Below are 18,887 nucleotides of genomic sequence, written 5' to 3' on the forward strand. Positions count from 1 at the left end.
ATGGAAGCACTACGTATTACCGGTATGGAAAAAAGTTTCGGCACTAACCAGGTGCTGAAAGGAGTGTCCCTGACGGTCAATACCGGGGAAGTGCTAGCTATTCTGGGGCCTTCCGGTTCCGGAAAATCTACGCTGCTGCGTTGCTGTACTTTCTTGGAAGAAATGGACAGCGGAGAAATCTGTTATTTCGGTAAGCAGGCGTTAAAGAAAGAGGACGGAGTTAAGGTTTCCTTAGGCGATGAGCGCGAGTTTCGGCGCGACTTCGGGCTGGTTTTCCAAGACTTTAACCTCTTTCCTCATTGGACAGTGCTGCGAAATCTCACTGACGCCCCGATAAAGGTACAGGGGAGAGGGCGGGAAGAAGCCCAGGAAACAGCGTTGCAACTACTAAAAAGGATGAACCTAGCCGATAAAGGGCAAGCCTACCCGGCAGAGTTATCCGGCGGGCAACAACAGCGGGTGGCGATTGCTCGGGCACTGGCCTTAAAGCCCAAGATGCTGTATTTTGATGAGCCCACCTCGGCTTTGGACCCAGAACTAACCGGAGAAATCCTGCAGATTATTCGCTCTTTGGCAGCGGAGCAAATGACAATGGTAATCGTGACTCACGAAATGGAGTTCGCTGCCGAAGTCGCGGATCGCGCCCTCTTTATCGATAACGGAGTGGTATTGGAATCTGGGGATGCCAAGCAGTTAATCCGCAATCCTTCCCAGGAGCGTACCCGCCAGTTCCTCAATAAACTACGCGGGCAAAACGCTTCTGCAGATTAATAATCCTTGGTCTATGAGGCGGGATATTCATTAAGGCGCGCCATCCAGGCTTCTACGTCCTCAATAGTGCGGGGGATATCTTCCGACAGGCGGCGTACGCTGCCGTCCGCTTCCACTAGCACATCGTCCTCGATCCTCACCCCGATACCGCGTAGTTCTTCGGGTAAGAGTTGATCGTCCTGGTGGAAATAAAGACCTGGCTCAATGGTGAAACACATTCCCGGCTCTAGCTGGGCGTCCATATACATATCCCGAGCGGCTAAGGCACAGTCGTGGACGTCTAGCCCTAGGTGGTGGGAGACTCCATGCGGCATCCAGCGCCGGTATTCCCCGCCGTCCTTTGACAAGGTCTGTTCGGCGCTAACCGGCAGCACTCCCCAGGCATCCAGATGTTTAACTAAAGCTGCAACTGCTGCGTCATGCACATCTTTGAACTTACATCCCGGCTTATTGGCTTGCGCTAAGCCCGCTTCACAGGCATCGAGGACTGCGTTATACACCTTGGTCTGCACCGGGGTGAATTTGCCATTTACCGGCAGGGTGCGGGTGATATCCGCAGTATAGAGCGAATCGGCTTCCACTCCGGCATCAATCAAAATCAGATCGCCTTCACAGACAGGGCCGTCATTATCAATCCAATGCAAGGTATTTGCGTGATTTCCCGAGGCCGCGATGGTGTCGTATCCCAGACCATTGCCTTCTTCACGAGCCCGAGCCTGGAAAGCTCCCTCAATTACCCGTTCACCGCGGTGGTGCTGGGTTGCGCGTGGCAGCGCTCGAATCATGGCTTCAAAGCCTGACTTGGTAACGGCGATCGCGTGCTCTAGTTCCTTGACCTCGGCGGCATCCTTTTGCAGGCGCAGTACTGAGGCAGCCTCTTCCAGTTTTTCATCCCGACCGCGTGCGTCCTCTCCGGTTGGCAATCCGGCTTCCCTACGTACTTTCTCTACCGCCACCTGCAGGGAAGTATCGACCCCGCGAATAACCCGCAGCTGCACTATACCAGCGTCTTTAGCCAGTTGATCGGGCAGAGTATCTAAGGGGCGTGCCTGAAGCCCCGTAATCGCCTCCATTTGGGAAAGCGTCATCCGCGGTCCTACCCAGAACTCGCCGTAGGTAGAATCGGCATAAAATTCTTCGCTGCTGCGCGGGGCTTGGGGACGGAAAAATACGATTCCCCGATGGGTAGCTGCCCCTGCATTTTCGGGGGCATTTTCTAAGGGCGTCCCCTCTTTATCGGTTAGCGGTTCCAGAACTAGCGCGGCATCCGGTTCGAGCTCCCCGCCTAGCCCGGTTAGGTGGGCAAACGCGGAGTGGGCGCGGAAGCGGTAGTCGCAGTCATTAGAACGTACCTTGTAATTGCCAGCTGGGATTACCAGGCGTTCCCCTCGGAACTGGGCGCCCAGTTTTTGGTAGCGAGCTGCCAAGAAGTCTCGCGCGTGACTGGGGGTAGGGTCGGGATCTTTGCGTTCGCCCCAACCGCTGCCAATAAATTCGCGAAACGCGGGACTGCCAATCCGGCGAGAACGGTTATTTACCCGGTCTTTTAAGGGCTGCTCTTCTGCTGCTGTTAAGTTTTCTTCCATGCTTCCATCATGCCACGATGACCTAAAATAGTCCTATGGCGGCGACGCGAATCGATTTACATACCCATTCTTCCTGTTCAGATGGTACTGACACCCCAGAGCAGGTAATGTCCCTGGCCGCGCGAACAGGTTTGGATGTCGTCGCGCTCACTGATCACGACACCTTCGCGGGGATAGCTGCCGCCAGTAAAATGGTTCCGGAATGCGGGGTTACTTTGGTTCGGGGGGTAGAAATTTCTACTTCCCATCAGGGAATCACCGCTCATCTGCTGGCATATTTACCGAATCTTAAAAGCCGGGTGTTAGCGGATTTATTTGAAAAAACTATCCAGGCACGCCAGCAGCGGATGCGGGAAATGGTGCAGCGTTTATCCGCAGATTTTGATATTTCTTATCCGGCAGTTGCCGAGCAGGCGGGTTCGAGCCCCTTAGGGCGGCCGCACGTTGCTGATCTCTTGGTTAAGGTCGGGTATTTCCCGAATCGCTCTGCCGCATTTAAGCAGGTGTTAGCTACTTCCAGTAAATACTATGTGCACTATCAGGCGCCCGATACTATCGAGGCAGTGGAACAGGTAATAAAAGCTGGGGGAGTCCCGGTTCTGGCGCACCCGCGAGCCGGCGGTCGGCAGCGCCGTTTCTTGTCGGTAGACACTATTGCCCAGTTAAAAGAGGCGGGACTGTTTGCCCTGGAGGCTTTCCACCCGGAACAAAATCCGATTGAACAGGCCGAGGTCAAGGAAATAGCGGAACTTCTGGGATTGGCTATTACCGGGTCTTCGGATTATCACGGCAGCGGCAAGCCCAATCAACTGGGACAATGCCTCACGAATCCGGAAGTATTCGCGGAAATATGTAACAGGGGAGCGGGAGAACTGGTGCGTCCCTGAGAAGGGGGTAGAGGCTGCGGATGCTCACTTTATCGTTTGTAAGGAAGTTGCCACTAGAGTAGAGGTTATGACCGTAACTTTTCGAGATTTTCGTCCCCAAAATATTGCTCCGGTTTCGCTGGCGCGTCTAGTCGAAGGCTTTACCACCGAAATTGATTCTGGCTGGGAAAATGTCCAGGTGCGCGGGGTTTCGATGGCGTCTGATGAGATTTTAGCCGGGGAGGCCTTTATCGCTGTAGGCGGGGCGAATGTGCATGCCGCCAAGTTTTCCAGTGAGGTGGAATCCCTGGGGGCTGCAGCTGTGATTACTGATGAAAAGGGCGCGGAGATTGCTCGTTCCCAAGGGGTGAAAATCCCGGTGGTAACAGTGACCGATCCGCGCGAAGCGGCCTCCTTACTGGCGATTAGAGCCTTCGATAATCCGGCGGGAAAAATGAAAACCGTGGCGGTAACTGGAACTAACGGCAAGACCACTACTTGTTTTGCTGCCAAAGCTGCTTTTGAGGCGGCAGGGCTGTCCACCATGATTCTTTCCACTGCGGAAACGCAGGTGGGGGATTTGCGGATTCAGTCTGCCCGTACCACGTTTGAAGGTCCGATGTTGCAGCGAATCTTGGCTTATGGAGTAGAGCAGGGGATGCAAGCCGCGGTAGTGGAAGTGTCCGCACATGCCCTGGCTTTGGCTCGTATCGCCGGAATGAAGTTTGATGCCACTGCTTTTACTAACCTGCAGCATGATCACCTGGATTATTTCCACACGATGGAAAACTATCTGGCAGCTAAAGCCCGGCTGTGTTCTAAAGAGTTTACAGATTATAGTGTGATCTGCGTCGATGATAAGTGGGGGCAGCAGTTAGCAGCCAGTTGCGACACCAAAAACGTGACGGTATCCGCCTACGATCCGGATGCCTCAGCCGATTGGGTGGTGACTCGAAAAGTTAACAACATTGCCCACGCAGCCTGTGATTTTACTTTAACTGGGAAGACAGAACCGAATGTGGGGCGCGAGGAAGAAATTACCGTTGCCCTGCCCGGAGAGGTCAATGTCCAAGATGCCGCGATTGCCTATTTGATGGTAACCGGAATTGGGATTCCTTACGAGGCCGCAAAAGCGGGCTTAGCGAGCCTAGCCGTTCCCGGGCGCCTAGAAATCGTGGGGCGGCGCAATGAAGGAACTCCGCTGGTCATCAATGATTACGCCCACACCCCCGAGGCCTTAGCTTCGATTCTGCGCACTATGCAAGAGTTTACGCCCGGAAAACTGCACCTGGTTTTTGGTACCGATGGGGATCGTGATGCCACCAAACGGGTGCCGTTAGCTAAAGTAGCTGCTAAAGAGGCAGATATTCTCTGGGTAACTGACGAAAATCCGCGCACCGAGAATGCGGAAAGTATTCGCGCCCAGCTGCTATCCGGGATTAAAGAGGAACGCCCCGAGATGGAGAACGTTTGTGAAGTAACTACCTGCCGTCGAGACGCCATCCGTAAAGCCATTTTGGCAGCCGGCTTGGACGACACGGTAATAATCACCGGCAAGGGCGCGGAGCCCTATCAAGAAATTGAAGGAGTTTTCCACGCCTTTAACGACACCCCGGTGGCTCGCGATTGCCTAGCGGCCTATAAGAACCGCGCCCACATTAAGGGGTAATACCGTAGAAGCTAGTACCCTCACGCGTACCCCACCTGGAGGCTTTTCCGCGGGGGGGGGGTAGGATGGCTGTACTTTTGGGCGAGCTAATCCCTAATGACGTGCCTATTCTGAAACCAGGTCAAAGTCGTAGCTGGCGCCATCGTCTAGGGTATGGCCGACGGTGCAATATTTATCGATTGCCTCCTGGGATTTTTCTCGCAGTTGCGTAACCTGTTCCCCGCTGAGATTGGATAGGTTAGCTACCATTTCTACCGTCAGGTGGGAGTAGGAATCGCGGCGCTCGTCTTTTTGCGCTGCTACCCCCACTGTTGCGTCAAAGTCCTTACCCAAAGCGGCAGCAAACACGTGATCGGCGGAAAAAGTATGGCAGGTTGCCAGCGCTAGCTGCAGCAGTTCCCCGGGGGTGAATTGGTTTTCCCCCATTCCGATTTCTACTTTGGCGCCGCGACCATTTTGTCCTACGTAGTGTTTCTTGCCTTTTCGCTGTGCCCACAAAATATTACTCATGCCTTTATTGTGGCAGGAAATGGCGGTAAGCGCAGGAACATAAAAAATCCTGCAACCTAAGGCTGCAGGATTTTTACTAGTAGCGGGGGCTGGATTTGAACCAACGACCTCCGGGTTATGAGCCCGGCGAGCTACCGAACTGCTCCACCCCGCGTCGACTTGTCTATGTTAAGCAGGAGAGGTGGTTAAAGGCAAAAAAATTTGATGTCGAAGAGGTCACGTTGGGAACTATAGAACCTAAAAGGGCAGTTGAAAGGGGTTTTAGGGGAGGGGAAGGAACTGATTTAGAAAAGCAAGAACGGCGGAGCGGGCGCTAAATGGTCAAGTAAAAATCGTTAGAGAGCCAGGAAGTGGCCGTTTTATAGCGCCCGCAGGACGGTAACTACTTTTCCTAAAATAGTGGCATTATCACCGGGAATCGGTTCAAATGCCGGGTTGTGAGGGAGCAGCCAGATATGCCCCTCGCGGCGCGCCAGGGTTTTCACGGTGGCTTCGCCGTCGATCATAGCGGCCACGATTTCACCCAGTTCGGCTACATTTTGACGCCGCACAATCACCCAATCACCATCACAGATAGCGGCCTCTATCATAGAGTCTCCGTGCACCTTGAGCATGAACAGTTCGCCATCACCGGTAAAACGGGTAGGAATAGTGAAAACGTCCTCTATGTCTTGTTGGGCATCAATGGGGGTGCCGGCAGCAATTTGCCCCACCAAGGGAATCGCGTGATGGTTTAAGGGGGTTACTTCCCCAAGTTGGGCAGTTGCGGATTCGGGAGCCGGATCGCTGGCAGAAAGTGTCGTAAACTGCGGGTTTACCTCGAGCGCGCGGCTGCGTCCCGCGGCGCGTACCAAGAAACCCTGACTGACCAGATTATCTAGGTGATGTTTAACGGTGGAGGAGGAGGAAAGCCCTACCGCCGTCGCAATTTCCCGCACTGAAGGCGGGTAACCCTGAGTGCGAATCCCAGCTAACACCGCCTCGAAAATAGAGCGCGCGCGCGGACGTAAATCTTCTATATCTAAGGCGTGGTCTTGCTGTTTGCTCATCTTCCCTCCCGCTGTTAACTCGATCATAAGAAATTGTGACCCATTATGCAAACATTTGTTCGATAGATTTGTATTTTTCACTTGATTTCCCAGTATCTACTCGTTAGTATATCAAACAGATGTTCGACGAACGTTTGTTCGAGAAAGGTGTAGTCATGTCCACACAGCTTTCCTTTGATTTGGAAGAACTGGCTCAAAAGCGAGTCGTGGGTTTGGGGGACTATCAGCTGCATAAACAGGCAGTTGTAAAAACTAAGCGTCCCCGTCTGCAATTGGTTGACGCCACCTATATAGAACGTGTACGGGCAAAGACCCGTCATCCTGCGGGTTCAAAATTGCCTTGCCCGCCCGCCGTCGGTAGGGAGAACCGCACGGACGGGGCGGCTGCAGCTTTTGACTCGCTTCCACAGTGGGCGCGCCGGGCGCCCCGCACCAACAGTGATTGCTCCGTTCCTTTGACGGTGGTTCCTCCCACTGTCAAGCAGGAGCAACCATCGGTGACGCGGCGCCCGGTTCCCCAAAAGACCCGGGCGACTCGTGTTGAAGTTCCCGCCATTAGTCGCCGCCTAGCCAAAGTTTCTCTAACCCTAGTTTTTGTGGCGGGGGCGCTGATAGCCGGCGCAGGCATAGGTAGCTTATGGGATGCTAATACCATTGGGAACGGGGAAGTCACTCAGGTAGCAGGGAGTGGTGCGATAGCAGGCACCAGCGGATCTTCCGCTGATCTGCTCTTAGGGCAGTAACTTAACTTGCCGGTATTGCGGCTCTCGCAGTTAACCGTTTTCTCGGGATTTAAGGGGGTTTCCTGGGCGTGGTTTATAGCTCGTGATTGTCTTTCTGAGGGTATTGGTGCAAGAGTGTCGGATGTTGCGATAAGCTAGACCTCCAGGTTGTTTATTAATGGGGGAAATCTTGCACTGTCCGTTCTGCCATAATGATGATTCGCGGGTGATTGATTCACGTACCGCCGATGACGGGAACGCTATCCGGCGGCGGCGGGAGTGTACTTCTTGTAATAAACGATTCACCACCATAGAGTCTGCGGCTCTTGCAGTGCGTAAGCGTTCGGGAATCTTGGAGCCTTTTTCGCGCGAAAAAGTAGTAAGCGGGGTGAAGAAGGCCTGTCAAGGACGTCCAGTCAGCCACGATGACCTTGCAAAACTAGCGCAGCAGGTGGAAGAGGATCTACGTGCTACCGGGAAATCGCAAATAGATAGCCAATCGATTGGGCGCGCTATCCTCAGGCCGCTGAGAGAGCTAGACGTGGTCGCCTATTTACGTTTCGCCTCGGTGTATTCCTCATTCGACAATCTGGATGACTTTCAGACTGTCATTGATGAAATCCGTGCTGAGCAGGATGAAGCTAGTTCAGAGATAAAACCCGCAGACCGATAGCCTCTGGCAGGGAACGAATCTGGGCTACCGCGGAAACCGGGAGCTCAGAGGCAATATCGGTAAGTGCGTAACCAACTTCGCCTTCCGTTCCCAGGAGCTGTCCGTTAATGTTTACGTTTTGATCCGCAAAAACCTGGTTTACCCGACCCAGCACTCCGGGAATGTTACGGTGCAGAAATGCTAGACGATAAAGAGAATTATCGTGGGTAGAAAGATTTAGATTCGGCATATTAACACTCATCTCGGTGCTACCTAAGCGCCAGTAATCAGCGATTTTGTGGGATACGAACTGCCCGATATCGAACTGGGCTTCCAAAGTTGAACCCCCAATATGCGGGGTCAAAATGGTGTTCGGCAGTCCCAAAAGCGGGGAATGGAACTCGTTGCCATTCTTCTTCGGTTCTTCCGGGTACACGTCCACCGCAGCTCCCGAAATTTTCCCGGAACGGATATTTTCTGCGAGGGCATCCACGTCCACCACTAGACCGCGGGAAAGGTTAATGAAGATTGCACCCTCTTTCATTAACTCAAACTGGCGTTTCCCGATCAGTCCCTCGTTGGATTTGCGACCATCTACGTGTACGGAAATAAAATCGGCAGTTTTGAGTACCTCATCCATGGTGGGCAGCGCCCGGGCATTACCCATGGCTAAGCGCTGGGCGCAGTCGTAAAAGACTACATTCATTCCCATAGCTTCGGCGAGTACCGACAGCTGAGTACCGATATTGCCGTAGCCAATGATTCCCAGGGTTTTTCCGCGTACCTCGTGAGAACCAGAGGCGCTTTTATTCCAGATTCCCCGCTGTAAATCTTGGTTACGGGTTTCAATATGGCGCGCCAAGTTAATAATGTGTCCGATTGCCAGTTCCACCACCGAACGGGTATTGGAATAGGGAGCGTTGAAAATAGTGACCCCCCGCTTGGTGGCAGCCTCTAAATCAACTTGGTTAGTGCCAATGCAAAAACAGCCCACTACTTGCAGACGGGGGCAAGAAGAAATCACCCGCGAAGTGATGTGAGTTTTCGAACGAATCCCCACAATATCGGCATCTTGCAGCCGCTCAATCAGGGCGTCTTCGTCTAAAGAACCCTTAATTCGTTCTACTTCAATGTTGAAACCAGAAAAAACTTCATCCGCCACTTGGTGCGGATCTTCAAGTAGTACTGCCTTTGTCATATTTCTATCTTTTCAGCGTCGCCAGCAGTTAGCAAAACCGTCCGGCAAACGGTATTTGTCGCCTTGCTCGCAAGGTGTTACTCCCAGCCGGGAGGAAGACCTTGGGAATGTAGTGTGACTAGGCGACGCGTGGGGCGGGTCATCGCCACAAACAGATTACCGACGCTTTGAGCGCAGATATGGGCTGGTTCTAGCAAAATCACGCTGTCAAACTCTAGTCCTTTAGAAGTAACCGCATCTAAAATACATACCCGATCGCTAACTGGGTCACCGCCTACCGTAAACGCAAGTTGGGAAGATAGTTGCTGGAAAGCAGGCAAGTCCTTTTGGCTACAGATTATTCCGATCCGACCTCTGCCTTTTCCTAAGCAACTATCGAGGTACTCTAGTTCTGTTTTAAGAGTTTTTTCTACAGTGGCCGCGTCAATCGCCGTGACCCTTTCGGTTAGCAGCGAGTCCGGATCTTGCCTAACGGCCTGCACAGGATAGGGGGAGGGGCGCCCAGCTGCGCGGGTAACCGCCTCCGCTAAATCCATTATTTCCTTCGGGGTGCGATAGCACACCGTTAAATAGGTTTCTTCCTCCAGAGCGTCAGCGGCCGGCCCTAGGAGCTGGAGCCAGGAAGACCCCCCAGCGGAAATGCGCTGTGCTAAGTCGCCTACCACAGTAAAAGAGCGCGAAGGGCAGCGCCGCAACAGGCAACGCCAATCCATCGGGGAAAGTTCTTGGGCTTCATCGACCACCACGTGCCCGTAGGTCCAGGTGCGATCCTGATAGGCCATTTCCGCTAAAGACGACTGTTCGCGGGGGGCGCTTGCTCGGTTAGCCAACATTTCTGCGGACACAATGCCTGCTCCTAGACCTTGTCCTTCAATAGCAGCTTGTGCGCGAGATTGCTCCTGCTGACGGGCGAGCGCTCTATCCTTACGCGAGCTAGGGGAGGAAGCATTGGGCAGGTCTCCCAAAAGTTCCGCCAGTTCATCAAGCAAAGGCACATCGGCAGGAGTAAACTCCGCTTCCTTGGGGCGGTAAAGAATCTCTTGTTCCGCATCGCTAAAATCGTTGGCAAAACGGGCAAGAAAAGCGGGGTAGGCATAAAGGCGTCGCAAAAGATTCTGCGCAGAGTAGGGCATCCAACAAAGATTGACTGCCCGGCGCACATTGAGATTAGAACGTAAATCCTCACGCACCAAGGCTCGTTCGGACAGAGAATCGCGATTGGTTTCGATTTTTCCCAGTCCAGCGGCACTAGCTGCTGCAGCTAGTTCGGCTTCTTCTCGGCGATTCTCAGTGTCTAAATATTGGTCAGTTAGGGAATCTAAAATCTGGGCAACAAAAATTTCGCGTGCCTGGTTATGGGGTTTTCCGCTCAAACGTGCCCGGCGAATCGCTTCTTTAACTGTTTTCGGACGCAGCACCAGTTTACTGGCACCCACAGTCAGATTTTTATCAGCATCGGGAACCCTCTGTAGGGAACGTACTGCCTGCTTAATCAGCTTGACCCAGCGTAAATCTCCTTTTAGAGCCGAGATTGCGGGGTGTTCTTTTCCTTCGGCGCGGATTCCCGGCAACAAAGTTGCCATAGTGGTGGAAACCACCCCGGTTTCCCCTAGCGCCGGAAGCACTTGTTCGATGTAGCGCAAGAAAGCAGGGGAGGGACCGACTATTAACACCCCGGACTTCGCTAGACGTTCTGCCTGTTCATAGAGTAAAAAGGCGGCTCGATGTAGGGCTACGGCAGTTTTACCGGTACCAGGGCCGCCTTGGATTACCAAAATCTGGGAGGTGGCAGCGCGGATTATGCGGTCTTGTTCACCTTGGATAGTGGCGACGATATCTCCCATGTGACCAGAACGTCCCGCCTGCAATGCTGCTAACAGTGCCCCCTCGCCCTGTAGCTCAATCCCTTCTTCACGAGCATGGGATAAATTAAAGGCTTCATCTTCCAGCGAAATCACCTGCCGGCGGTGCAGAGCGATATGTCTGCGGCTCGCCATTCCCAAAGGGTGACGGGCGGTGGCTTGGTAAAAGGGAGTCGCTGCCCGGGCGCGCCAATCCATTAACACCTGCGCATGGTTATCATCTTGCAGTCCCACGCGACCGATATAGTAACTTTCACCCTGGAGCGGAGTAAGCCGTCCAAATACTAGGTTTTCTTCTACTCGCTCTAGCCGCGCTGCTTGATCTCCCAGGTGAGCTGCCATCACGTCACGTTCAGAGCGGTTTTGGGGAGAACCGGTGGCGCCATGCGCCTGGATTTGTCGTTGTCGCTGCCGGTAACGGCGACGAGCATCATCAAGAATCTGGTAGATACCGTCAACTGCCGCCTGCTCACGCGCCAGTTCTGCTGGGTCATTCAAGATGCGCCCCTTCCCTTAAGAAAAAGTAGGCAACTATTCTACCGGCTAAACATGAAAAGCCCATAGCTGGGGTGAGCGATAGGTGCGTACCTGACGCTATCCAGGTAGGCTGGAATACAGAATGGAGGGTAGATGACAAAGCAAAGCCGTTTTATAATCCCCGGTCCCGCTTATGAGGATACCCAGGCGGAAGTCCTACTCTATGCCTTTTCGGGGGCCATAGATTCTGGCGACATCGGGGGAATGATTATTGAACAGCTCTTGCACGCCCTCCCGCATGAAGAAGTTGCCCGTTTCGCCCTAGAGACTGTGCTGGATTATCGGGCGCGGCGCCCCCGAATCACTATCGAAAACTGGACGATGACCGATATGCGTTATCCCAGCTGTACCCTAGAGCGGATTACCGATTATTCCGGACGCAATATCTTGCTGTTGCGCGGCCTGGAACCGGATATCAACTGGGAAGATTTTTCTTTGGCAATCTTTGAAGTTTGCCAAAAAATGGGGGTTAAACAGGCAGTTGATTTGATGGGGATAGCTGCCAACATTCCCCATACCCGGATTCCCTTTATTAATCAGACTTCTCCCAATCCGGATATTTTGCCGCCGCAAACCGAGATGCCGGGAACCTTCATCATTACCGCCTCTTTTGGGCAGTATCTACAAATGCTTTTCAAGATGATCTCAGTGCAGGCGCGCGGAATTGTGGTGGGCGTGCCCTATTACCTGGCGGATGGACAGTTCCCGCCAGGCGCGGTCAGCGCTATCCAATACCTTTCCGAAACCCTGAACCTGGACTTGCCTATGGGTGATTTGGAAGCGGCCAGCGCCCAAATGACCCAGGAAATTAACCAGCAGTTGGATGATAATCCCGAGGCCAAAGAACTCGTGGAAAAAATGGAGCAGCACTACGATGAGGCTTTAACTCAACCGTGGGGAGAGTTGCACCCCAAATCTTTAGCCGAATCGGTCGATTCGCGCTCTGGGGACGCCATTGCCGAACGTATTGAAAGATTCTTAGCGCAGGTAAAGCCACAAGATTCTCAAGAGGACGCCGCTGACGGGCTTTTAGCTGGTCGGGATGATCTGTTAGCACATCTGGCTCAAAAGGTGGCCTCGCAACAGTTACCCGATAACGACCCGAAAATCCTGGGAAAGCTAGCAAAGCCCATTACGGAGCGAAAAGAAACTATTTCCGAGGGAGAAATGCGATCCTCAGATTCTGGGGAAACTAGGGTAACCGGAAAGCAGGGCGCGGCTAAATCTGAGGAAACAGCCCCAGGAAATACCGCTACACGTAGGCATTTTCCGCCCCGGCGCTCGCATCTAAAAGCTCGGCGTGCCAAGAATCCCTCTCAGCAATCGCGGGCAGATTTACCGGCTCCCCCTCCGCCCCCTGGTAGTGAAAATCCTGATTCCCCAGAAAATGAACCAGATAAAGCTGATGATTTTGGGGATAGCGGAAAGAACTGACCCATGAGTAAAGCGCCCCAGGCTGCCGCCGCCAAACGCGATTGGGGCAGCGATGATAGCGGCACCAACATCCTCCACGTAGATATGGATGCCTTCTTTGTAGAGGCCGAGATTCTGCGTAACCCGGCGTTGCGAGGAAAGCCGGTGATCGTAGGGGGTAAAAGCAATCGGGGAGTAGTGTCCTCAGCATCTTATGAAGCGAGAGCACAAGGGGTACATGCCGCGATGCCAGTGTCCCAGGCGAAAAGGCTCTGTCCCCAGGCGATAGTGGTTGCCTCGGGGCACGGTTACTATTCGGCGCTGTCTCAGAAAGTAATGGCGATTTTAGGGCAGATTACTCCAGTTATGGAGCAGATCTCGATTGATGAGGCTTTCTTAGATGTTTCTGGTGCGCGGCGCAGACTGGGGACTCCGCTGCAAATTGCGCAGCTGCTGCGTACTCGAGTCAGACGCGAGCTTTCCTTGCCAGCCTCGGTAGGTATAGGGCGTAATAAACTGGTAGCAAAAATCGCCTCTGCACACGCCAAACCCGATGGGATCTTGCTGGTTCCCGCAGATAGAACTTTGGATTTCTTGCGAATCCTTCCCGTGGGAGCCATCCCCGGGATTGGAGCTAGCGCGGGCGAGAAACTGCAGCGCAAAGGAATATCGACAGTCGGGCAGTTAGCCTCCCTAGATATTTCTCAAATGAACGCGTTATTTGGAAAAGCTATGGGGGTACGCCTGTACCAGATGGCGCGCGGACATGATTCGCGCAAAGTTGGCGAGGGGGCTAAAGAAAAATCTATCGGCACTGAAATAACCTTCCTCCAAGACGTGCATTCCCGAGAAACGATTGCCACAACTTTGCTGGAACAATCCCATCAGTGTGCCGCCCGGTTGCGAGCCAATAATCTTTTAGCCGGCAATGTCACCATTAAGCTGCGTGCTGCAGATTTTCGTACCTGGACGCGCTCGCGCACCCTGCGGCAGTCCACTGATGTGGCTAGGGATATCGCCCAGGCCGCTTTGGGACTATTTGCGAAAGAGAATCTTCCCAAAGGTGGGATTCGTCTTGTGGGAGTAACTACTAAAGAACTGACTTCCGCCATATCGGGAGTGCAAATGGCTTGGGGGAGTGATGGCCGCGGGCGGGCAACCGAAGTGGCGATGGATAAAATTCACCAAAAATTTGGTGATATCTCCCTCCGTCCGGCTACGCTAGTTAAACCGGGAAAAATAGATGAGGCGTCCGGTTATGGAACCGAATCTCGCTAAAACAGAGTTTTGCTTTATGCTGGAAGCACAGACGCGGAAAGGAGTGAACTACCATGGGGCTGTCTGAGAAAGAAAAACAGATTTTGGCAGAGATGGAACGCCAATTCTCCGATGTCCGCGTAGCTGCACCTCCAGCTGAAAACAGCTCAAGAGAAGAAAAAACGCGAAAGCTCAATCTTTCGCCGCGGCTGCTCGCCACTATGACCCTACTGGTTCTAGTAGGAATAGCCCTGTTATTGGTAGGGATTTCTATCTGGACAATTTCCAAGTTCTTAGCCGTTGCCGTGGCGGTAATTGGTTTCGTAGTCGTGCTATTTTCCGTGACCATGCCGATGAATCCGCGTTTCGCTAGCTTTGGGGTGAACTCCCATAAATCCGCAGGGAAGAGCAAGCCCTCTTCCAAGGGGGCTGATTCTAGGCGCAGCTTTAAACAGCGGCAAGCAGATAAATGGGATCGCCGTAATCGCGAGCGCTAGCCGATAGCCAGTTTTTCTTCCTTTTAATTTTCCGGTTACTTTTCTGGTTTGGGTTTCTCGTTTTATTATCCGGTGGGTTTCCCTGAGTATTTTTCTTGTTAGTTCCCTTCCGTTTTCTCAAAGCCGTTTTTCCGGGTCTATTTTTCCCGCGCTCAAGGAAGATATTTTTGATGCTCCCTCATCAGTAAATTTTTAGCGGAAATCGTAAATTTTTACTCCACTTCTTAAAAATCTAGTCTGCGCAGGTTAGCTAGGTAATATTTCTCTGATTTTTCTTAAAAACTCCGCGATTTGTTACTTAAGTGGGGGAAAGTGGGGTAAAGTGGAGTTATCTGGCTGGAAAGGAGGAAACCCCTATGTTCTTAGGTACCTATGAACCGAAAATGGACGACAAAGGGCGCTTAATCCTTCCTGCTAAATTTCGGGAGCAACTAGCCTCCGGTTTGGTAATTACCCGAGGTCAAGACCGTTGCCTCTACGTGTTTCCAGCGCGCGAGTTCGAGGAAATGTACCAAGAATTACGCCGGGCTCCACTTTCCTCCCGGCAGGGACGTGACTACGTGCGGGTGATGCTCTCCGGTGCCTCCGATGAAATCCCCGATAAACAAGGACGGATAGTGATTCCACCTCAGCTGCGCGCCTACGCAGATTTAGGTAAGCAGTTGGCGGTTATCGGTGCTGGTGCGCGCGTGGAAATTTGGAATGCCGCTTCTTGGGATCAGTACCTGGCTGAACAAGAGGAAGCCTTCTCGCAAACCGGAGAGGAAGTGATTCCTGGAATGTTCTGACTTGGAGAGCCTGGTCTTTTCCCGAATGCTCTGATGCCTCTTCCCCGGTAGCAGATCTTCGGGGAAAGCCCTGGTTTTCCAAAAAATCTTCACTTGCAAATCCCGAATCTCCCTAAGGAAAAATATGTCCCAAAGCGCTACTTTCGCCCACCAACCGGTGTTGGCTGAGCGCTGCATTGCGCTCTTAGGACAAGGGATTAAGCAGGTAGGACGCGAGGGGCGTGCCTTGCTTATTGACGCTACCTTGGGGTTGGGAGGACATAGCGAACTCGTATTGCAGACCTATCCCCAGGTGCGCTTAGTGGGTATTGATCGAGATAAACAGGCTTTAGCTAGAGCTGCAAAGCGTCTACGGGAATACTCGGAGCGCTTTACGGCAGTACACGCCACCTATGATGCTATTGATCAAGTTGCCGCAACCTACGGGAGCGAGGAATATCCGCTGGCCGGAGTGCTAATGGATTTAGGGGTTTCCTCAATGCAGCTCGATGACACTGCGCGCGGTTTTAGCTATGCCCGCGAAGCTGACCTAGATATGCGCATGGATCAAAGCAGCGGGAAAACAGCTGCTGATTTACTAGCTGAACTATCCACTGCTGAGTTGACCGAGATTTTACGTCAGTATGGTGAAGAAAAATTTGCTTCTAGGATAGCTCGGGAAATAGTGCGCGCGCGGGAGGAAAGCCCGATCACCTCCTCTTCCCAGTTAGTAGAGATTGTGCGGGAAACTATCCCGGCACCCGCCCGGCGCAAGGGTGGGAATCCGGCGAAGCGTACCTTCCAGGCACTACGAATAGCGGTTAACCAGGAACTCAAGATTCTTCGCAATGCCCTCCCCAAAGCGTTACAAGCTCTATCTCCGGGGGGAGTCCTGGTGGTAGAAGCTTACCAATCTCTAGAGGATCGGCTAGTTAAACGTGCCTTTCAGCAGGCAGTAGCGCCGGCGGCTCTAGAGGGGATTCCACTAACGGAAGTAAAAACTTTCCAATTGTTGATTAACGGAGCAGAGAAAGCCGGAGAGGCAGAAATAGAAAACAATCCTCGCGCCGCATCGGTGCGGCTGCGAGCAATTCGCAAATTAAGTGCGCAAGCAGAAAGGAACGGGGAATAAAATGGCTAATTCCGCCGCCCTACGACAGGTATCGCCAACTCGCAGAAGGCCGGTTCGCACCTCGGAGGTTCGCCATTTGCGAGTGGTGGGGGAAAGTCAAACCCCTAAGAAGCGTTCCCCGCTAGTAGTGAAAATCTTTGCTGCTGCCCTAACTCTGCTGGCTTTGATTATTTCTCCGTTGTTAATTAATACCCAATTAGCGGTTATTTCTTACCAAATTCATGATGATCAGGTGCAACTGGCGCAATTGCAAGAAGATAACCAAAAGTTACATTCCCAAGTCGATTCGCAATCTAGTCCCGAGAAAGTGCGGGAAGCTGCTTTGGATGCTGGGTATGTCCCAGCGGGAGAAACCGGATACGTTACCCTGAAGACAGGAAAAATTGAGGGAGGAGCTCCTCCAGTCGAGGAATCAAAGGAATAATAGGTAGCGATGGTTCAGAAGAAGCGGAACTATCCGCGCAGCGAGAGCGCTTCTTCGCGGGGGAAGGCAACCAAAAGTCGCAGCAATTCAACTGGAGTTGCTGCACAGGGGGCATCTAAATCGCAATCTCCGAAAGAATATTTAACTGCGGAAGTAGCCAAGAAGCGAGGAAGGCTGCTGCTGTTGATAGTTGCGGTAATTTCCCTGGTTTGTGCCGGCAGACTATTTGATTTACAAGTGGTTCAAGGACCATCTTTAGCTGATGCAGCTACCCAGGCTCGTACCTCTTCCACCGAGATTGTGGCTAAACGAGGGGACATAGTTGACCGTAAGGGAACGGTGTTAGCTACTTCAATCGAAGTGTATAACGTTGCCGTAAATCAGCTATTAGTTAAGGACTATATTCACCGCGAAGTGGTAGATAGTTCAGGTCAGATTGTTACCGATAAAGCTAAACTTCGCGACCCCAGAAATCGTGAAAAAATAATAGGAACCGGGGCAGCGGAAGCGGCTCGCCAACTTGCGCCTATTTTGAAAATGAATCCCGCAGTACTCGGCGGAAAAATGGTGGGAAAACGCGGATTTGTTTACCTGGCAAAAAATGTTAGTGCGCAAGACTGGAGAAAAATTCGGAAGTTAGGGATAGATGGGATTGATGCGGAGCGTCGCTACCAGCGAGAATATCCTAACGGGGCAACCGCCTCATCGATTTTAGGTTTTACTGATTACGAGGGCGTCGGGCAAGCCGGTGTGGAAGCCACCCAAAATAAGCTTTTAACCGGAACCCCGGGTAAACGTTCCACAGAGATATCTCCCTCGGGGCAAATTATTCCGGGCGGAACCGATATTTTGCAGGCGGCAAAACCGGGTAAAACAGTAAGACTAACGATTGATGCTGATTTACAAAACAGTGCGGAAAGCATCCTTAACAAACAGATTTCTGATTTTGGTGCCACCTGGGGGGTGGCTATTGTGCAAAGAGTCGGTACCGGACAGATTCTGGCGTTAGCGGATTCGGGAAACGAGCCTCCCGAGGAAGTACGAAAACGAACCTCTGGCACCACCGGCTCTCGGGCGGTGCAATACACCTACGAGCCTGGTTCCAGTGGAAAACTGGTGACTTTTGCTACCGCTTTAGAGCAAAAGAAAATAACTCCCCTAACCCCGGTGAGCGCTCCTTACGAAATCACCCTTGCCGGGCAGTCATTCCGGGATTCCCATTCTCACCCCACTTTGGCGTTAACCGCTTCGGGGGTTTTGGCGGAATCCTCTAATACCGGCACGGTACAAATCGGTCAAATGGTTACTGACAAGCAGCGTTATCAGATGATGACCGGATTAGGGATGGGGCAAAAAACTGGCATTGAAATGCCCGGCGAATCCCCGGGGATAATCGGTAGCCCGGATAAATGGGACAGTCGCCAAAGGATGACTACCATGTTTGGGCAGGGGATGGCGTGCACTCCCATTCAGATTTCTTCGCTGATCTCCACTATCGCAAACCGCGGGGTGCGGATGAAACCCCATCTGGTCGAGGGATATGAAGATCTGCAAGGGGTATTACATAAAGCTAAACAACCAGCTGCTGCGCAAAAAGTAGACCAAAATGCCGCGGCTACCTTGGTGCGGATGATGGAATCGGTAACCACCGACGAGGGTACTGCCCGCAATGCCCAGGTTTCTGGTTACCGCACCGCCGGTAAAACCGGAACCAGTGAGATTTTATCGGGCTCGGGTGCCTCCGAGGGAGTGGTGGCATCGTTTGTGGGGCTTGCCCCGGCAGAAAATCCCGAGATAGCGGTGTCGGTTGTTATTTATAAACCTACAACCGGGTTCTATGGCGGGGTAGTTGCCGGTCCGGTATTCTCACAGGTCACTGCGCAAGCGCTGACACTCTTGGATGTTCCTCCTTCTGCCACTAAGCCCAAGCTTTATCCGATTGCAGCTCAGTAGGTATTCTTAGGATAGACGTCTT

17 protein-coding genes and 1 tRNA gene are annotated in these 18,887 nt (G+C 52.6%); 12 read left to right on the forward strand and 6 right to left on the reverse strand.

Annotated elements, in window-relative coordinates; translation table 11 throughout:
- Complete coding sequence (locus BQ5456_RS09245; RefSeq protein ID WP_071129721.1) at window positions 1-771, forward strand: amino acid ABC transporter ATP-binding protein; 771 nt, start codon at window positions 1-3, stop codon at window positions 769-771.
- An 11-nt stretch (window positions 772-782) separates the two neighbouring features.
- Here the strand turns inward: BQ5456_RS09245 and BQ5456_RS09250 are convergent, their stop codons facing one another.
- A complete protein-coding gene (locus tag BQ5456_RS09250) occupies window positions 783-2,357 on the reverse strand; it encodes an aminopeptidase P family protein (protein ID WP_071129722.1) in 1,575 nt (524 codons plus the stop codon).
- A 35-nt stretch (window positions 2,358-2,392) separates the two neighbouring features.
- Here BQ5456_RS09250 and BQ5456_RS09255 point away from each other — a divergent pair, with 35 nt between their 5' ends.
- Together BQ5456_RS09255 and BQ5456_RS09260 are read left to right on the forward strand one after the other, a co-directional pair.
- A complete protein-coding gene (locus tag BQ5456_RS09255) occupies window positions 2,393-3,244 on the forward strand; it encodes a PHP domain-containing protein (protein ID WP_071129723.1) in 852 nt (283 codons plus the stop codon).
- A gap of 67 nt (window positions 3,245-3,311) precedes the next feature.
- The gene (locus BQ5456_RS09260) at window positions 3,312-4,892 is read left to right on the forward strand and encodes a UDP-N-acetylmuramoyl-L-alanyl-D-glutamate--2,6-diaminopimelate ligase (protein WP_071129724.1); all 1,581 of its coding nucleotides are present in this window, start codon (window positions 3,312-3,314) and stop codon (window positions 4,890-4,892) included.
- A 105-nt stretch (window positions 4,893-4,997) separates the two neighbouring features.
- Here the strand turns inward: BQ5456_RS09260 and BQ5456_RS09265 are convergent, their stop codons facing one another.
- From BQ5456_RS09265 to lexA, 3 genes are all read right to left on the reverse strand, one after another.
- Window positions 4,998-5,402 (reverse strand): OsmC family protein, encoded by a 405-nt coding sequence (locus BQ5456_RS09265; RefSeq protein ID WP_083378459.1) that lies wholly within the window; start codon window positions 5,400-5,402, stop codon window positions 4,998-5,000.
- 80 nt (window positions 5,403-5,482) lie between these two features.
- A tRNA-Met gene (locus BQ5456_RS09270) sits at window positions 5,483-5,556 on the reverse strand.
- Window positions 5,557-5,761: 205 nt separating this feature from the next.
- Window positions 5,762-6,451, reverse strand: coding sequence for a transcriptional repressor LexA (lexA, locus tag BQ5456_RS09275; RefSeq protein ID WP_205407870.1), 690 nt, complete (start codon window positions 6,449-6,451; stop codon window positions 5,762-5,764).
- 155 nt (window positions 6,452-6,606) lie between these two features.
- Between lexA and BQ5456_RS09280 the strand changes: the two genes are divergently transcribed.
- On the forward strand, window positions 6,607-7,194 hold the full coding sequence (locus BQ5456_RS09280) for a hypothetical protein (RefSeq protein WP_071129727.1): 588 nt from the start codon (window positions 6,607-6,609) through the stop codon (window positions 7,192-7,194).
- A 157-nt stretch (window positions 7,195-7,351) separates the two neighbouring features.
- Entirely contained in the window at window positions 7,352-7,846 is a 495-nt protein-coding gene (gene nrdR / locus BQ5456_RS09285; protein WP_235858570.1) for a transcriptional regulator NrdR, read from the forward strand.
- Here nrdR and serA read toward each other — a convergent pair.
- Both serA and BQ5456_RS09295 read right to left on the reverse strand, forming a co-directional pair.
- Entirely contained in the window at window positions 7,815-9,023 is a 1,209-nt protein-coding gene (serA, locus tag BQ5456_RS09290) for a phosphoglycerate dehydrogenase (protein ID WP_071129728.1), read from the reverse strand. The two genes, nrdR and serA, sit on opposite strands and share 32 nt — an antisense overlap.
- Before the next feature lie 77 nt (window positions 9,024-9,100).
- On the reverse strand, window positions 9,101-11,383 hold the full coding sequence (locus tag BQ5456_RS09295; protein ID WP_071129729.1) for a HelD family protein: 2,283 nt from the start codon (window positions 11,381-11,383) through the stop codon (window positions 9,101-9,103).
- 132 nt (window positions 11,384-11,515) lie between these two features.
- Here BQ5456_RS09295 and BQ5456_RS09300 point away from each other — a divergent pair, with 132 nt between their 5' ends.
- From BQ5456_RS09300 to BQ5456_RS09330, 7 genes are all read left to right on the forward strand, one after another.
- Window positions 11,516-12,856 carry a PAC2 family protein gene (locus tag BQ5456_RS09300; protein ID WP_071129730.1) on the forward strand — a complete coding sequence of 447 codons (1,341 nt, stop codon included), beginning with the start codon at window positions 11,516-11,518 and terminating at the stop codon, window positions 12,854-12,856.
- A gap of 3 nt (window positions 12,857-12,859) precedes the next feature.
- The gene (gene dinB / locus BQ5456_RS09305; protein WP_071129731.1) at window positions 12,860-14,113 is read left to right on the forward strand and encodes a DNA polymerase IV; all 1,254 of its coding nucleotides are present in this window, start codon (window positions 12,860-12,862) and stop codon (window positions 14,111-14,113) included.
- A gap of 53 nt (window positions 14,114-14,166) precedes the next feature.
- A complete protein-coding gene (locus BQ5456_RS09310; protein ID WP_071129732.1) occupies window positions 14,167-14,589 on the forward strand; it encodes a DUF3040 domain-containing protein in 423 nt (140 codons plus the stop codon).
- Between the two features lie 356 nt (window positions 14,590-14,945).
- Window positions 14,946-15,377, forward strand: coding sequence for a division/cell wall cluster transcriptional repressor MraZ (mraZ, locus tag BQ5456_RS09315; RefSeq protein ID WP_071129733.1), 432 nt, complete (start codon window positions 14,946-14,948; stop codon window positions 15,375-15,377).
- Window positions 15,378-15,501: 124 nt separating this feature from the next.
- Window positions 15,502-16,488, forward strand: coding sequence for a 16S rRNA (cytosine(1402)-N(4))-methyltransferase RsmH (rsmH, locus tag BQ5456_RS09320; protein ID WP_071129734.1), 987 nt, complete (start codon window positions 15,502-15,504; stop codon window positions 16,486-16,488).
- A gap of 1 nt (window position 16,489) precedes the next feature.
- Window positions 16,490-16,912 (forward strand): cell division protein FtsL, encoded by a 423-nt coding sequence (locus tag BQ5456_RS09325; RefSeq protein WP_083378462.1) that lies wholly within the window; start codon window positions 16,490-16,492, stop codon window positions 16,910-16,912.
- 9 nt (window positions 16,913-16,921) lie between these two features.
- Window positions 16,922-18,865 carry a peptidoglycan D,D-transpeptidase FtsI family protein gene (locus tag BQ5456_RS09330; RefSeq protein ID WP_083378463.1) on the forward strand — a complete coding sequence of 648 codons (1,944 nt, stop codon included), beginning with the start codon at window positions 16,922-16,924 and terminating at the stop codon, window positions 18,863-18,865.
- Window positions 18,866-18,887: the final 22 nt, after the last annotated feature.

The sequence above is a fragment of the Varibaculum massiliense genome (genome assembly GCF_900106855.1).
Classification (GTDB): domain Bacteria; phylum Actinomycetota; class Actinomycetes; order Actinomycetales; family Actinomycetaceae; genus Varibaculum; species Varibaculum massiliense.

Excerpts from the sequence above, each read along its gene's own strand:
- BQ5456_RS09245 (WP_071129721.1), top strand. The coding sequence starts at position 1 with ATGGAAGCACTACGTATTACCGGTATGGAAAAAAGTTTCGGCACTAAC.
- BQ5456_RS09250 (WP_071129722.1), bottom strand. The coding sequence starts at position 2,357 with ATGGAAGAAAACTTAACAGCAGCAGAAGAGCAGCCCTTAAAAGACCGG.
- BQ5456_RS09255 (WP_071129723.1), top strand. The coding sequence starts at position 2,393 with ATGGCGGCGACGCGAATCGATTTACATACCCATTCTTCCTGTTCAGAT.
- BQ5456_RS09260 (WP_071129724.1), top strand. The coding sequence starts at position 3,312 with ATGACCGTAACTTTTCGAGATTTTCGTCCCCAAAATATTGCTCCGGTT.
- BQ5456_RS09265 (WP_083378459.1), bottom strand. The coding sequence starts at position 5,402 with ATGAGTAATATTTTGTGGGCACAGCGAAAAGGCAAGAAACACTACGTA.
- lexA (WP_205407870.1), bottom strand. The coding sequence starts at position 6,451 with ATGAGCAAACAGCAAGACCACGCCTTAGATATAGAAGATTTACGTCCG.
- BQ5456_RS09280 (WP_071129727.1), top strand. The coding sequence starts at position 6,607 with ATGTCCACACAGCTTTCCTTTGATTTGGAAGAACTGGCTCAAAAGCGA.
- nrdR (WP_235858570.1), top strand. The coding sequence starts at position 7,352 with ATGGGGGAAATCTTGCACTGTCCGTTCTGCCATAATGATGATTCGCGG.
- serA (WP_071129728.1), bottom strand. The coding sequence starts at position 9,023 with ATGACAAAGGCAGTACTACTTGAAGATCCGCACCAAGTGGCGGATGAA.
- BQ5456_RS09300 (WP_071129730.1), top strand. The coding sequence starts at position 11,516 with ATGACAAAGCAAAGCCGTTTTATAATCCCCGGTCCCGCTTATGAGGAT.
- dinB (WP_071129731.1), top strand. The coding sequence starts at position 12,860 with ATGAGTAAAGCGCCCCAGGCTGCCGCCGCCAAACGCGATTGGGGCAGC.
- BQ5456_RS09310 (WP_071129732.1), top strand. The coding sequence starts at position 14,167 with ATGGGGCTGTCTGAGAAAGAAAAACAGATTTTGGCAGAGATGGAACGC.
- mraZ (WP_071129733.1), top strand. The coding sequence starts at position 14,946 with ATGTTCTTAGGTACCTATGAACCGAAAATGGACGACAAAGGGCGCTTA.
- rsmH (WP_071129734.1), top strand. The coding sequence starts at position 15,502 with ATGTCCCAAAGCGCTACTTTCGCCCACCAACCGGTGTTGGCTGAGCGC.
- BQ5456_RS09325 (WP_083378462.1), top strand. The coding sequence starts at position 16,490 with ATGGCTAATTCCGCCGCCCTACGACAGGTATCGCCAACTCGCAGAAGG.
- BQ5456_RS09330 (WP_083378463.1), top strand. The coding sequence starts at position 16,922 with ATGGTTCAGAAGAAGCGGAACTATCCGCGCAGCGAGAGCGCTTCTTCG.